We start from the raw sequence: 13,979 nt of genomic DNA, 5'->3' as shown, positions 1-13,979 counted from the left end.
CAGGGGGGGTTCCCTCGGGCGTGTGCCGGTACAGACCTGGGTCCGCATCCTGTGGACCCGCGAAGGGCCAGCACAGCACAAGGGGAGTTCGGAATGGCTCAGGGCACCGTCAAGTGGTTCAACGCGGAGAAGGGCTACGGCTTCATCGCGGTCGACGGTGGTGCGGACGTGTTCGTCCACTACAGCGCGATCCAGATGGACGGCTACCGCACCCTCGAGGAGGGCCAGCGGGTCGAGTTCGAGATCTCCCAGGGGCAGAAGGGCCCGCAGGCGGACATGGTCCGCGCGGCGGTCTGACCTTCCGCACCTGCGGACCTCGGCTCGGCTTCGGGCTGGCAGTCTCCACGCTTCGCCGGCAGGCCCGTACGACACCACGTCGTACGGGCCTGTCGTCGTGTGCGCGCGGGGCGGCGGCGCGGGTGCCCGTATCACGATTGGGCTTGCACTCGATACCCGAGAGTGCTAATCATTGGCGTTAGCACTCACAGCATGAGAGTGACAACGGACCGGGTCGGTGAGGCCCCCGGGAGCGGTAGGGGACAAGACCCCCGCACACCAGGGCCGTCCGTCGCGGGCGCCCTCCGGTCCGGCGCAGTCGACGTGTCCTGGAGGACCACTTCCGATGGCCAAGATCATCGCTTTTGACGAGGAAGCTCGCCGCGGACTCGAGCGCGGCATGAACCAGCTTGCCGACGCCGTCAAGGTGACGCTGGGCCCCAAGGGCCGCAACGTCGTCCTTGAGAAGAAGTGGGGCGCCCCCACGATCACCAACGACGGCGTCTCCATCGCCAAGGAGATCGAGCTCGAGGACCCGTACGAGAAGATCGGCGCGGAGCTCGTCAAGGAGGTCGCCAAGAAGACCGACGACGTCGCGGGTGACGGCACCACCACCGCCACCGTGCTCGCCCAGGCGCTCGTCCGCGAGGGTCTGCGCAACGTCGCCGCCGGCGCCAACCCGATGGCCCTGAAGCGCGGCATCGAGAAGGCCGTCCAGGCCGTCTCCGACCAGCTGCTGGCCCAGGCCAAGGACGTGGAGACCAAGGAGCAGATCGCCTCCACCGCCTCCATCTCCGCCGCCGACACCCAGATCGGCGAGCTCATCGCCGAGGCGATGGACAAGGTCGGCAAGGAAGGCGTCATCACCGTCGAGGAGAGCAACACCTTCGGTCTGGAGCTCGAGCTCACCGAGGGCATGCGCTTCGACAAGGGCTACATCTCCGCCTACTTCGCCACCGACCTGGAGCGGATGGAGTCCTCCTTCGAGGACCCGTACATCCTGATCGCCAACTCCAAGATCGGCTCGGTCAAGGACCTGCTCCCGCTGCTGGAGAAGGTCATGCAGAGCGGCAAGCCGCTCGTCATCATCGCCGAGGACGTCGAGGGCGAGGCCCTGTCGACCCTGGTCGTGAACAAGATCCGTGGCACCTTCAAGTCCGTCGCCGTCAAGGCCCCGGGCTTCGGTGACCGCCGCAAGGCCATGCTCGGCGACATCGCCATCCTCACCGGTGGCACCGTCATCTCCGAGGAGGTCGGCCTCAAGCTGGAGAACGCCGGTCTCGACCTGCTGGGCACCGCCCGCAAGGTGGTCATCACCAAGGACGAGACCACCATCGTCGACGGTGGCGGCGACAGCGACCAGGTCGCCGGCCGCGTGAACCAGATCCGCGCCGAGATCGAGAACTCCGACTCGGACTACGACCGCGAGAAGCTCCAGGAGCGCCTGGCCAAGCTCGCCGGTGGCGTCGCCGTCATCAAGGCCGGTGCCGCGACCGAGGTCGAGCTCAAGGAGCGCAAGCACCGCATCGAGGACGCCGTCCGCAACGCGAAGGCCGCCGTCGAGGAGGGCATCGTCGCCGGTGGTGGCGTCGCGCTGCTGCAGGCCGGTGTCGCCTTCGACAAGCTGGAGCTGACCGGCGACGAGGCCACCGGTGCCAACATCGTGCGCGTCGCGCTCGAGGCCCCGATCAAGCAGATCGCCACCAACGCCGGCCTCGAGGGTGGCGTCGTCGTGGAGAAGGTCCGCAACCTCGAGTCCGGTTGGGGCCTCAACGCCGCGACCAACGAGTACGTCGACCTGATCGCCGCCGGCATCATCGACCCGGCCAAGGTCACCCGCTCCGCCCTCCAGAACGCCGCCTCCATCGCGGCGCTCTTCCTCACCACCGAGGCCGTCATCGCCGACAAGCCGGAGAAGGCCGCCGCGGCCGCCGGCGGCGGCATGCCGGGCGGTGACATGGACTTCTGATCCTCCCGAGGATCGGCAAGCTCCGGAACGTCCGTCAGGGCGGTCTCCCCTCACCGGGGAGGCCGCCCTGCGGCGTTTCACCGACCCGGGGGACCGCGGTGGCGGCCGGACGGACCTGACGGAGAGCCGCCCGGTCACTCGCCCGGTCCGGTTCCTGCGGCGGGTGGGGGAGGGGACAATGGGGGGATGAGTTCCGATGGCATCGAGAGTGCGCTGCACGCGGCGCGGGCGTTGATCCTGGCCGATCTGACGGCGCGTGACGTGGCCGATCCGCAGGTGGTGTCGCTGGTGGAGGAGGTGCTCACCAAGCGGCGGTGGTGGGTGGAGCAGTGGCCGGACGGGGTGGAGTACCTGGCGGGGCTGGTGGCGCAGGACGTGCAGGACGCGCTGCTGGAGGGGTACGGACGGTGGCCGGTGTGCCGGTCGTGCGCGGCCGAGGGGGATCCGCACGCGCTGGGCGTGGAGCCGGAGTTGGGGCCGGAGCCGCACTGGGTGTGCGGCAAGGAGGGCGTGGCGGTGGCCCCGGTGGGGTCGCTGACGTGATCCTGGTCGACCCGCCCACCTGGCCGGGGCACGGGAAGTACTGGTCGCACCTGGTGAGCGACGTCTCGTACGCGGAGCTGCACGCCTTCGCGGAGCGGCTGGGCGCCCCCGCGAGGGGCTTCGAGCGGGACCACTACGACATCCCGGCGCACTGGTACGAGAAGGCGGTGGCCCTCGGCGCGGAGCCGGTCGGCAGCAAGGAGCTGGTCGCCCGCCTCAGCGCGGCGGGCCTGCGCCGCCGCAAGGCGGACGTCCGGGGCCCGCGCCCGGCCTGACGGCCCGTCGGACCGGCCTGCCGACGGCTCGGTCGGCGCGGCCGGCCCAGAGGTTCGCCGGACCTCTCCGGCGGCCCCGCCCCGTCCGACGGCCGGCGACGGCCCGCACCCCGGGGGCACCGGCTCTCGCCGGGTCCTGGTCCGCGCGGCCGGCGGCCGGCCGGCCCGGCGTCAGCCGCCGAGCAGCAGCAGTTCGCCCCCGAGGTTGCGGCGGGCGGCGGCGTCGTAGCGTTCGCGGGCCTCGGGGGTGCGGTAGAGCGCGGGCAGGTCGAGGAGTTGGCGCAGGATCGCCGCCCGGCCGGCCCGGAAGGCGTCCTCGGGGACGAACGCGTACTCCTCGCGGACGGCGGCGGCGTAGGCGGCGTACTGCTCGGGGGTGCCGCCGAGCACCGCGAGGTCGGCGTCGCAGAGGACCTCGCCGTTGCGGTCGCCCTCGGCCGGGTGGTGGCCGACCGTCAGGCGGACCAGGCGGGCCACCTCCTCGACCAACTCCCCGCCCAGGCCCGCCTCCCGCAGGGCGCGGACGGCCAGTGCCGCGGAGCGCTCCTCGTTCTCGGAGCGGTCCGGCCGGTACACCGCGTCGTGGAACCAGGCGGCCAGCCGGACGGCGTCGGCGTCCTCCGCGTGCCCGGCCAGCTCGTCGACCACGTCCAGCACCGCCGCCAGGTGGGCGGTGGTGTGGTAGCGGCGCTGGGGTTCGGCCCAGCGGCCGAGCAGGTCCTCGGCGTACGGGCCGGGGTCGGCGGTGGCGCCGCAGCGGGTGAGCAGGTCGTGCCAGCGGGCGGACAGCGAGGCGGTCATGACGGTCATTCTGCTCCTCTCCGGCCGGTGTGATCCAGACTATATGCCGTTCACCGACTTATGTCGCACACTTGAGTCATCGGCGCGCGGCGGCTATACATACTCGGTATGCAAGACGTTCCGTCGTCCCGAGGGGGGGCCATGTCCGGATCCGGATCACACGCAGGGGCCGTGCTGCGGCTGGAGGGCGTCGGCCGCGTGCACGGCAAGGGCGCCGCCGAGGTGCACGCGCTGCACCCGATCGACCTCGAGGTGCGCGCCGGGGAGTTCCTGGCCGTGATGGGGCCGTCCGGCTCCGGCAAGTCGACGCTGCTCGCGCTGGCCGGCGGCCTGGACCGGCCGTCCACCGGCCGGGTGCTGGTCGAGGGCACGCCCTTGGAGGGCCTGAGCCGGGCCGGGCTGGCCGACGTCCGCCGCCGTTCGGTGGGTTACGTGTTCCAGTCGTACAACCTGATCCCGTCCCTGACGGCGGCCGAGAACATCGCGCTGCCACGGGAGTTGGACGGCATCCCGGCCCGCACGGCCCGCGCCGAGGCGCTGGTCGCGCTGGAGGAGCTGGGCATCGCCGAGCTGGCGGACCGCTTCCCGGAGGAGATGTCGGGTGGTCAGCAGCAGCGGGTGGCGATCGGCCGGGCGCTGGCCGGCGAGCGCCGGCTGGTGCTGGCCGACGAGCCGACCGGTGCGCTGGACACCGCGACCGGGGACGCCGTGCTCGCCCTGCTGCGGGCCCGCTGCGACGCGGGGGCGGCGGCCGTGATGGTGACCCACGACCCCTCGCACGCGGCCTGGGCGGACCGGGTGGTCTCGCTGCGCGACGGCCGGATCGTCGACGAGGCCGTGCGCGCCCCGCAGTCGGCGGGAGCGGCCCGATGAGCTCCTGGCGTCCGCTGCTCAGGATGGCCCGCCGGGACGCGCTGCGGGCCAAGGGTCGCAGTGCGCTGGTGGCGGCGATGATCGCGCTGCCGGTGCTCGGCGCGACCGGGGTGGACGTGGTCCACCGCTCCACCCAGCTGACCGCCGCCGAGCGGTCCGACCGGCTGATGGGCCGGGCCGACGCGCTGATCGGCGCGTACGACCTCGGGCGCGTGGTCGAGCAGGCGGTGTTCCCGGCGGACGGCGTGCGGGTGCTGCCGCAGCGGCCGGATGTGCCGTCGACCCCCGAGCAGAAGCGGGCCGTGTCCGCCGAACCGACCGAGCTGCTGGGCGAGTTGCTCCCCAAGGGCAGCGTGCTGACCCCGGCCAGGACCGGCCCGGTCGCGGTGGTCGGGAGCAAGGACGGGATGGCCTCGGTCGAGACCTTCGAGGCCGATCTGACCGGGCGGCTCTGGCAGGGCCGGCTGGACCTGGTCTCCGGCCGGGCGCCCGCCGCCGCCCACGAGGCGGCCGCCACCGAGGGCTTCCTGGCGGCCACCGGCAAGCGGATCGGCGACACCGTGACGGTGCGCGGACTGGAGTCCACGCCGTTCGTGCTGACCGGCACCGTGGAGCACCCCGGCGACCTGAACAAGACCGAACTCGTCGCCCGCCCGGGCGAGTTGTACCAGCCGCTGGACGCCGCCCTGGCCGCCGCAGGGGTCGCCCCGAAGACCGAGAGCGCCGAGCAGGCCGCCGCCCGGAAGGCCGCCTGGCTGGTCACGCTGCCCGCCGGGGCCACCCTGGGCTGGGACCGGGTCACCGAACTCAACCGGCACGGCTACACCATGGCGAGCCGTCAGGTGGCGGCCGACCCGCCCGCCGCCGCGATGGCCCAGGAGGAGGCGGTCGACGCCCAGGGCGAGCGCGAGCGCCGGGTGATGACCATCGCCGTCACCGCCGCGATGGCGCTGCTGGAGGTCGCCCTGCTGGCCGGCCCGGCCTTCGCGGTCGGCGCCCGCCGGGCCCGCCGCCAACTCGCCCTGCTGGGCGCGGCCGGCGGTCGCCCCGGTCACGTCCGCACCGTGGTGCTCGGCGGCGGTCTGGTGCTCGGCGCGGTCGGCGCCGCGGCCGGCGGGGTGCTCGGCATCCTGCTGGTCTCCGCGCTCCGCCCGCAGATCGAGGCCTGGGGCGGCAGCCGCTTCGGCACCTTGACGATCCGTCCGTCCGACCTGCTGCTGATCCTGCTGGTCGGCGTGGTCACCGCCCTGGCCGCCGCCCTGCAACCCGCCCTCCAGGCCGGACGCCGCGAGGTGCTGGCCGGGCTGGCCGACCGTGACCCGGTGCGCCGCTCCGGCCGTTGGGTGCCGCTGGCGGGCCTGGCCCTGGGCGTGGCCGGGGCCGCACTGGCGATCGGCGGGGCGGTGCTCGCGCCGGTCGGCGGGATGCCGGTGCTGGCCGGGCTGTCGGTCCGGACCCTCACGGTGCTGGGCGGCGGCGTGCTGGCCGAGCTCGGGCTGCTGCTCGTCACCCCGCTGCTGCTGGCCGGGCTCGGGAAGCTGGCCCGCTGGTTCCCGGTCGGCCCCCGGCTGGCCCTGCGGGACGCCTCCCGGCACCGCTCGCGGACCGCCCCGGCCGTCGCCGCGGTGCTCGCCGCGGTGGCCGGCGCCGTCGCGGTCGGTGTGCACACCTCGGGCGCCGAGGCCCAGGACCGGGCCGGCTACCGGATGCTCCAGCCGGCCAACTCGGTCCGGGTCAACCTCTACGGCGACCAGGACGCGATGCCGCAGCTGCGCACCGCTCTGCCCCAGGACCTCCCCGAGTTGGGGGAGCGGGCGGACCTCTTCCAGGCCGAGTACAGGTTCTGCGACACCTGCAGCTCCGTCGTGCAGGCCAAGGGCCCCGATCGCTTCGGCCGGGGCGGGCTCGACCGGGCGGTGGTCGGCGACGCCGCCGTGCTGCGCAACCTGCTGGCCCTGCACGACCCGGCCGCCGAGGCCGCGCTGGCGGCGGGCAAGGCGGTGGTGACCGATCCGGCGTACCTGCACGACGGCAAGGCCGAGCTCCAGATGCAGGGCGCCGCCATGGAGTACAAGACCGTTCCGGTGGACGCCGTCCTGGTCGACCTCCCCGCCGGACAGCGCTACGTGCCGCTGGTGATCGGCGAACGGACGGTCCGTCAGCTCGGCCTGGCCGTCGCGCCCGCCGGGGTGATCTGGCGGCCTGCCGGACCGGTCACCGAGCGCGCCGAGCAGCGGGCCGCCGCCACCGTCGCCCGGCTCGCCCCGCACTCCGAGTTCGTGGTGGAACGCGGCTTCCGGGCCAAGGACGGCGTGATGCAGATCGCGATCGCCGGCTTCGCGGCGGTCGTGGTGCTCGGCGCCGCGCTGGTCTCCACCGCGCTGGCCGCGGCGGACGCGCGGCGCGAGCGCGCGGTGCTCTCGGCGGTCGGGGCCCGGCCCCGCACCCGGCGGACCGTCGCCGGCCTCCAGGCCGGACTGATCGTGCTGCTCGGCGCACTGCTCGGTACGGTCAGCGGCTTCGTCCCGGCGTACGCCCTGCTGCGCTCCCGGGTGGCGGGGGTGATGGGCGCACCGCCGGTCCTCAGCCCGTCCGACGTCCCGTGGACGAGCATCGCCCTCCTGGCCCTGGCGCTCCCGCTGCTGGCGGGACTCCTCGGAGCAGCGCGCCGCGACGCCTGACCCTCCGGCAGCCGAAAGTGGTCACCCTGGGGGCGCGAGGAACTGCGCGAGTACGGAAGGCGGCTCACCTGCAACTGAGGGCACGTCAGCCAGTTGCAGGTGCTGCCGTTCCCCCGCGCGCAGTTCCTCGCGCCCCTGAGGCCCCTGCGGGGCCACCGGCCTCCCGCTGCGGCAGGGGTGGCGCGGATAGGCAGTCCGGCGATATATGTAGGTGCATGACCGAACGTGCCATGCAGGAGCCCACGCTGCTGCTGCTCACCGCCCTCGCCGACGCCCCCCGGCACGGATACGCGCTGATCCAGGAGATCGACGCGATCTCCGGGGGCCGGGTGAAGATGCGCACCGGGACCCTCTACGGAGCGCTGGACCGCCTGCTCCAGCAGGGCCTGATCGAGGTCTCCGCGGAGGAGGTCGTCGACGGCCGGGCCCGCCGCACCTACGCCCTCACCGACGGCGGGCGCGGCGTGCTGGCCGCCGAGGCCGAGCGGCTGCACACCGTCGCGACGGAGGCGCGCCGCCGCCTCGGGGGCGTCGCCGCGCCGAAGGGGGCGACGGCATGAGCGTCGCGCTGCGCACCGCCCTCGCGCTCTACCCCGCCCGCTACCGCCGGGACCGGGGGGACGAGCTGGCCGAGGTGTTCGCCGACGTCACGGCGGGGGCCGGCCGGCTGGCCACGGCCCGGGAGGCGTTCGACCTGGCGGCCTACGGTCTGCGGATGCGGACGGGTCTGACCGACACCGCGCTCGGCGGCCGGCTGCTCGCGGCGGGCGCCCCGCTGCTGGCGGGGGCGCTGGTCGGTCTGAGCGTGCTGCCGGGGATCGGCGACGAGCGGGCGTTCCGGATGGGGCAGGCGGCCCGGTCGGGTCTGCACGCCCCCTGGGGCGAGCTGACCGGGAACCTCGCGCTGCTGGGTCTGGCCGTCGTCCCGGTGCTGCTGGCGCTGGCCGCCGCCACCGGTGCCTGGCGGGCGGCCCGGACGCTGGGCGTGGTGGTCGCGCTGCTCGCGGTGGTCCGGCTCGGTGATCTCGCGGCCGGGCTGTGGGGGCCGGACGGCTGGGACGCCTGGTTCTTCTGCTACGGCGCCACCGCGGTGGTGCCCCATCTGGTGGGCGGGGCGATGGTGGCCGCGGCCCCGGCCGCGCTGCTGGACGGACGGGGCCGGGCCGACCGGCTGCTGATCCTGGCCGGGGCCGCCGCCGGGTTCGCCGTGACCCGGGCCCAGGGGGGTTACAGCACCCGCAACCTGATGGATGGTTGGTGGCCGGTGGCGCTCCTGCTGGTCCCGTTGGTGCTGCTGCTGTTCGCCGCCCGGGACAGGCTGCTGCCCGCGGCCGTGGGTCTGGCGGTGCTGCCGCTGACCGCCGCGTTCAGCCTGTTCTCGCTCTGGGAGCAGGTCGGCGGCGTGTGGCGGCTGGCTCCGGCGGCGCTGCTGGTCGGGGCCACCCTGCTCCTGGCGGCCCGGCTGCTCGCGGGCGGGCGACGAGCCGGGGTGCCGGTGCTCTGACCCGGCGGACGGACGGACGCGGGATGCGGGCCCGCCGGGCGGTGCGGATGCTGGGAGTCCAGGTCCGCCGCCCGGCGGGCCCTTCCGTTTACCGTGCAGGGGGCTCGCCCAGTGGCCTCCGGATGTGGCAGGGTTAGCGATATGTCTAGACCAATGTTCGAAGTGATCGCCCTGACGGTGCAGGACGCCCAGGCGGCCGAGGCGGGCGGGGCCGACCGGCTCGAACTGGTCGCCGACATGGCCGCGGACGGTCTGACGCCCGCCCTGGCCGACTTCGCCGCCATCCGCGCCGCCGTCTCCATCCCGCTGCGGGTGATGCTCCGGATCCGCGACGGCTTCACCCCCGGCAGCGTGGACGAGCTGCGCGAGCGTGCCGCCGCGCTGCGCGCCGAGGGCGCCGAGGAGTTCGTGCTCGGCTTCCTGGACGCCGAGGGCGCGGTCGACCTGGCCGCCACCACGGCCGTGGCGGAGGCGGTGGCCGGGTGCCGTTGGACCTTCCACCGCGCGATCGACCACAGCGCCGACCGGGACGCCCTGCGCGCCGCCGTCGCCGACCTGCCCGGCCTGGACACCTTCCTCACCTCCGGTGCCGCCACCGGTGTGACGGACGGTCAGGAGGTGCTGGCCGGCGAGCTCGCCAAGGCCGGTGACCCGGGCTACCGCCAGCGGATCCTGATCGGCGGCGGCCTGCGGGCCGAGCACGTCCCGGGCCTGCGCGCGGCCGGTTTCGACGCCTTCCACGTCGGCGGCCCGGTCCGGGCGAACGGCTGGGACACCCCGGTCGACCCGGCGAAGGTCGCCGAGTGGCGCGCCCTGATCGACGGCTGAACCACCCCTGATCGACGAGGGCCCGGAGTGCTGCGCTCCGGGCCCTCTCGCGTGCGCCTCAGCCGAGTTCGGCCGGCAGCGGTTCGGCGTGCACCACCGCGAGCCCGGAGACGGCGCGGGTGAGCGCGACGTACAGGCGGCGCAGCCCGGTGCGCAGGTCGGGCTCGCCGGCCACCACGGCGGCGGGCTCCTCCAGGACCACGTAGTCGTACTCCAGGCCCTTGGCCAGCGAGGCCGGGACGAGGGTGAGGCGGGCCTCGGCGCTGGTCTCGGTGCCGGGGTCGAGGAAGGGGAGGCCGGCCTCGGTGAGCAGCTCGCCGAGGGCGTCGATCCGGGCGTCGGCGGCGATCAGGCCGGTGGATCCCTCCCGTTCCAGGGCGGCCCGGCAGGCCTCGACCACGGCGGGGTCCAGCGCCTCGGGGGAGACCCGGGCGATGGTCAGCGAGCCGGGGGCGTCGCGGACCGAGGTGGCGGGGGCCAGGCCGGGGGCGATGGCGGGCAGCAGCCGGGAGGCGTAGGCGATGACCTCCTCCGGCACCCGGAAGCCCTTGGTGAGCTCCTCCACGTGGGCGCCCTCCTTGCCCAGGTGGTGCAGGGCCTCGGCCCAACTCCCGGTCGCCCAGGGGGTGGTGCCCTGCGCGAGGTCCCCCAGCACGGTGGCCGAGCCGGTGGAGCAGCGGCGCCCGACCGCCCGGTACTGCATGGGGGAGAGGTCCTGCGCCTCGTCCAGCACCACGTGGCCGAGCGAGGGGGTGCGCCGCACCAGGTCGGTGGTCTCGTCGACCAGCACCGCGTCGGCGGCGGTCCACGGGGCGGTCCGCACCGAGCGTCCCGGCTTGGGCCAGAGCACCACCGCCTGCTCCTCCTCGGTGAGGATCCCCTCCGCGCAGGCGGCCAGGAAGGCGGCGTCGGAGAGCAGCCGGTGCACCAGCTTGGCCGGGTCCACCGGGGGCCAGCAGGCCTTGACCGCCGCCTTCACCTGCGGGTTGCGGGCCACCGCGTCCTGCACCCGGTCGTCGGGGGCCTCGCCGCCCTGCTCCATCTTGAGCAGCACCGCGTGCGCGATCCGCTGCGGCAGCGCCTCGCCGGCCGCCCCGTAGCGGATCTCCCGGCCGGTCAACTCCTCGACGATCTCCGCCAGTTCGTACGTCGGCAGCCGCCAGCGCCGGGAGCCGCGCTGCACCACCAGCGGCTCGGTGGGCAGGGTGATGCCGGAGCGCACGGCCCGCCGCAGCACCTCGGCCATCCGGGCGTCGCCCTTGACCGAGGCCGCCTCGGCGGAGTCCTCGCCGCGCACCTCGACGTGCTTCACCAGCTCCTGCACGGTGGCCTGGGCGACGTCCAACTCGCCCAGGGCGGGCAGGACCTGCTCGATGTAGTGCAGGAAGGAGCTGTTCGGCCCGACCACCAGGGTGCCGGACTTGGCGAGGCGCTCGCGGTGCGCGTAGAGCAGGTACGCCACCCGGTGCAGGCCGACGGCGGTCTTCCCGGTGCCGGGCGCCCCCTGGACGCAGATGGTGCCGCCGATCTCGGCCCGGACGATCTCGTCCTGCTCGGGCTGGATGGTGGCCACGATGTCGCGCATCGGGCCGACGCGGGGCTTCTCGATCTCGGCCGCGAGCAGGGCGGAGGCGGTGTCGGTCTCCGCCGGGTCGGACAGGTTCTCGTCCTCGTAGGCGGTCAACTCCCCGCCGGTGTAACCGAACCGGCGGCGCTTCTCGACGTCCAGCGGCTCGGTGCGGCTGGCCCGGTAGAAGGGCTGGGAGACCGGCGCGCGCCAGTCGATCACCATCGGGTCGCCCCCGGCGTCGTGCACGTGCCGGCGCCCGATGTAGAAGCGCTCGCCCTTGCCGCCCTCGGCCAGCTCCTCGCTGATCGCGTGCAGGTAGTCCAGGCGGCCGAAGAACAGCGGGGTGTGCGCCATGTCGGCGAGCGCGGCGATGCGCTGCTCCACCTGGCGCTGGAGGACCGCGGCGGAGACCCAGGTCCCCGTCACGTCCCGCAGGTCCAGCGATTCGGCGTCCTCGCGCATCGCGCGCAGGGCCGCGCGGGAGGAGGCCAGGTGGTCGCGTTCGAGCTGGAGCGGATCGGCCCCGAGGGGAGCGGCCCCGGGAGAAGCGGCGGTGTGCACGGCAAACCTTCCCGGCCACCTCGTGGTGGCGGATCGTCGTTGGCTCACGGTGGGCCGCCCGGTTTCCGACCGGGACGGGCTCCCACGGCTGCCGCGACGACGGCACCACGGTTCGGGAGGGGGCAAGACCGGAGATCCTAGACCCGCCCCCGGCCGCGATGCCAATCATTTGCTCGGGGTTCACCCGGAGCCCGGTCCCCCCGAGGTCGGGGGCCGGTACGCCGGAAGGACGAGAGCGGAGCGCCCTGCGGGCTGACGCCCGGGGCGCCGGGCGGTCCCTACCGTGGAGGCATGAACAGCACCCGGCACACCCACCGCCCCGTCGCCCCCGGCCGCCGCCGCAGCCCGTTCGCCGCGGCCGTCCGCAACGTCGGGATCGCCCTCGACACCGCCGCCCGCGTGGTCTTCCTCGGCCGCGACGGCGTCAAGTACTGACGACCGGTCAGAGCCTCAGAGCACGTCGTCCGCGTCCACGATCCGGTACGCGTAGCCCTGCTCGGCCAGGAAGCGCTGGCGGTGCGCCGCGAAGTCCTGGTCCACGGTGTCCCGCGCCACCACCGAGTAGAAGTGCGCGGAGTGCCCGTCCGCCTTCGGCCGCAGCACCCGGCCCAGCCGCTGGGCCTCCTCCTGCCGGGAGCCGAAGGTCCCGGAGACCTGGATGGCGACGGTCGCCTCCGGCAGGTCGATGGAGAAGTTGGCCACCTTGGAGACCACCAGCACGCTGATCTCCTTGGACCGGAACGCGTCGAACAGCTTCTCCCGCTGCGCGTTGCTGGTCTCGCCCTTGATCACCGGCGCCCCGAGCACCTCGCCCAACTCGTCCAGCTGGTCGATGTACTGACCGATGATCAGGGTCTGGTCCTTCTCGTGCTTCTTGACCAGCGCCTCCACCACCCGCCGCTTGGTCGCGGTGGTGGCGCAGAAGCGGTACCGCTCCTCGGGCTCGGCGGTCGCGTACGCCAGCCGCTCCGAGTCGGTGAGCGTCACCCGGACCTCGCAGCAGTCGGCCGGGGCGATGTAGCCCTGCGCCTCGATCTCCTTCCACGGGGCGTCGAAGCGCTTCGGCCCGATCAGCGAGAACACGTCGCCCTCCCGGCCGTCCTCGCGGACCAGGGTGGCGGTCAGCCCGAGCCGGCGCCGGGCCTGCAGGTCGGCGGTGAACTTGAAGACCGGCGCGGGCAGCAGGTGCACCTCGTCGTAGACCACCAGGCCCCAGTTCCGCGCGTCGAACAGCTCCAGGTGCGCGTACACGCCCTTCCGCTTGGTCGTCATCACCTGGTACGTGGCGATGGTGACCGGGCGGATCTCCTTCTTCGTCCCGCTGTACTCGCCGATCTCGTCCTCGGTCAGCGAGGTGCGCTTCACCAGCTCGTGCTTCCACTGCCGGGCCGAGACGGTGTTGGTCACCAGGATCAGCGTGGTCGACTTGGCCTCGGCCATCGCCGCCGCGCCCACCAGCGTCTTGCCCGCGCCGCAGGGCAGCACCACGACGCCGCTGCCGCCGTGCCAGAAGCCCTCCACCGCCTGCTGCTGGTACGGCCGCAGCTGCCAGCCGTCCTGGTCCAGCTCGATCGGGTGCGCCTCGCCGTCCACGTACCCGGCGTGGTCCTCGGCCGGCCAGCCCAGCTTCAGCAGCACCTGCTTGATCTGGCCGCGCTCCGAGGGGTGCACGACCACGGTGTCCGGGTCGATCCGCTGGCCGACCAGCGGCACGATCTTCTTCGACCGCAGCACCTCCTCCAGCACCGGCCGGTCGGTGGTGGTCAGCACCAGGCCGTGCACCGGGTGCTTGGACAGCTGCAGCCGCCCGTACCGGGCCATGGTGTCGGCCACGTCCACCAGCAGGGCGTGCGGCACCGGGTAGCGCGAGTAGTTCACCAGGGCGTCCACCACCTGCTCGGCGTCGTGCCCGGCGGCCCGCGCGTTCCACAGGCCGAGCGGCGTCACCCGGTAGGTGTGCACGTGCTCCGGCGCCCGCTCGAGCTCCGCGAACGGCGCGATGGCCCGTCGGCAGTCGGCGGCCTTCGGGTGGTCGATCTCCAGCAGCAGCGTCTTGTCGCTCTGGACGATGAGCGGTCCGTCGTTCACGCGGGAAGTC

At 74.1% G+C, this 13,979-nt stretch carries 13 protein-coding genes; 10 read left to right on the top strand and 3 right to left on the bottom strand.

Going from position 1 to position 13,979, the window contains the following annotated elements:
• The first annotated feature begins 93 nt into the window (after nt 1-93).
• From ACWCYY_RS21255 to ACWCYY_RS21240, 4 genes are all read left to right on the top strand, one after another.
• Complete coding sequence (locus ACWCYY_RS21255; RefSeq protein ID WP_030289665.1) at nt 94-297, top strand: cold-shock protein; 204 nt, start codon at nt 94-96, stop codon at nt 295-297.
• Nucleotides 298-622: 325 nt separating this feature from the next.
• The gene (groL, locus tag ACWCYY_RS21250) at nt 623-2,245 is read left to right on the top strand and encodes a chaperonin GroEL (RefSeq protein WP_345283708.1); all 1,623 of its coding nucleotides are present in this window, start codon (nt 623-625) and stop codon (nt 2,243-2,245) included.
• A 186-nt stretch (nt 2,246-2,431) separates the two neighbouring features.
• A complete protein-coding gene (locus ACWCYY_RS21245; protein WP_449796928.1) occupies nt 2,432-2,788 on the top strand; it encodes a hypothetical protein in 357 nt (118 codons plus the stop codon).
• The gene (locus ACWCYY_RS21240) at nt 2,785-3,063 is read left to right on the top strand and encodes a DUF4031 domain-containing protein (protein WP_345283712.1); all 279 of its coding nucleotides are present in this window, start codon (nt 2,785-2,787) and stop codon (nt 3,061-3,063) included. Before ACWCYY_RS21245 ends, ACWCYY_RS21240 begins: the two co-directional genes overlap by 4 nt.
• A gap of 171 nt (nt 3,064-3,234) precedes the next feature.
• On the opposite strand, the gene ACWCYY_RS21235 is transcribed toward ACWCYY_RS21240, so the two are convergent.
• Nucleotides 3,235-3,873, bottom strand: a complete 639-nt coding sequence (locus ACWCYY_RS21235; RefSeq protein ID WP_449796927.1) for an HD domain-containing protein — start codon at nt 3,871-3,873, stop codon at nt 3,235-3,237.
• Nucleotides 3,874-4,005: 132 nt separating this feature from the next.
• Between ACWCYY_RS21235 and ACWCYY_RS21230 the strand changes: the two genes are divergently transcribed.
• From ACWCYY_RS21230 to ACWCYY_RS21210, 5 genes are all read left to right on the top strand, one after another.
• Nucleotides 4,006-4,737, top strand: a complete 732-nt coding sequence (locus ACWCYY_RS21230; protein WP_449796926.1) for an ABC transporter ATP-binding protein — start codon at nt 4,006-4,008, stop codon at nt 4,735-4,737.
• Entirely contained in the window at nt 4,734-7,418 is a 2,685-nt protein-coding gene (locus ACWCYY_RS21225; RefSeq protein WP_449796925.1) for an FtsX-like permease family protein, read from the top strand. Before ACWCYY_RS21230 ends, ACWCYY_RS21225 begins: the two co-directional genes overlap by 4 nt.
• Nucleotides 7,419-7,633: 215 nt before the next feature.
• On the top strand, nt 7,634-7,978 hold the full coding sequence (locus ACWCYY_RS21220; protein WP_345283718.1) for a PadR family transcriptional regulator: 345 nt from the start codon (nt 7,634-7,636) through the stop codon (nt 7,976-7,978).
• Nucleotides 7,975-8,922 carry a hypothetical protein gene (locus ACWCYY_RS21215; protein ID WP_449796924.1) on the top strand — a complete coding sequence of 316 codons (948 nt, stop codon included), beginning with the start codon at nt 7,975-7,977 and terminating at the stop codon, nt 8,920-8,922. Before ACWCYY_RS21220 ends, ACWCYY_RS21215 begins: the two co-directional genes overlap by 4 nt.
• Before the next feature lie 153 nt (nt 8,923-9,075).
• On the top strand, nt 9,076-9,750 hold the full coding sequence (locus ACWCYY_RS21210; protein ID WP_449796923.1) for a copper homeostasis protein CutC: 675 nt from the start codon (nt 9,076-9,078) through the stop codon (nt 9,748-9,750).
• A 58-nt stretch (nt 9,751-9,808) separates the two neighbouring features.
• On the opposite strand, the gene ACWCYY_RS21205 is transcribed toward ACWCYY_RS21210, so the two are convergent.
• The gene (locus ACWCYY_RS21205) at nt 9,809-11,881 is read right to left on the bottom strand and encodes a HelD family protein (RefSeq protein WP_449796922.1); all 2,073 of its coding nucleotides are present in this window, start codon (nt 11,879-11,881) and stop codon (nt 9,809-9,811) included.
• A 291-nt stretch (nt 11,882-12,172) separates the two neighbouring features.
• Between ACWCYY_RS21205 and ACWCYY_RS21200 the strand changes: the two genes are divergently transcribed.
• Nucleotides 12,173-12,316, top strand: a complete 144-nt coding sequence (locus tag ACWCYY_RS21200) for a hypothetical protein (protein WP_345283726.1) — start codon at nt 12,173-12,175, stop codon at nt 12,314-12,316.
• 15 nt (nt 12,317-12,331) lie between these two features.
• On the opposite strand, the gene ACWCYY_RS21195 is transcribed toward ACWCYY_RS21200, so the two are convergent.
• Nucleotides 12,332-13,969 carry a DNA repair helicase XPB gene (locus tag ACWCYY_RS21195; protein ID WP_345283728.1) on the bottom strand — a complete coding sequence of 546 codons (1,638 nt, stop codon included), beginning with the start codon at nt 13,967-13,969 and terminating at the stop codon, nt 12,332-12,334.
• Nucleotides 13,970-13,979 lie beyond the last annotated feature (10 nt).

This window comes from Kitasatospora sp. NPDC001664 (genome assembly GCF_053596675.1).
The sequence above is the reverse complement of the archived record's forward strand: the minus strand, read 5'-3'. Positions and strand labels throughout refer to the sequence as shown.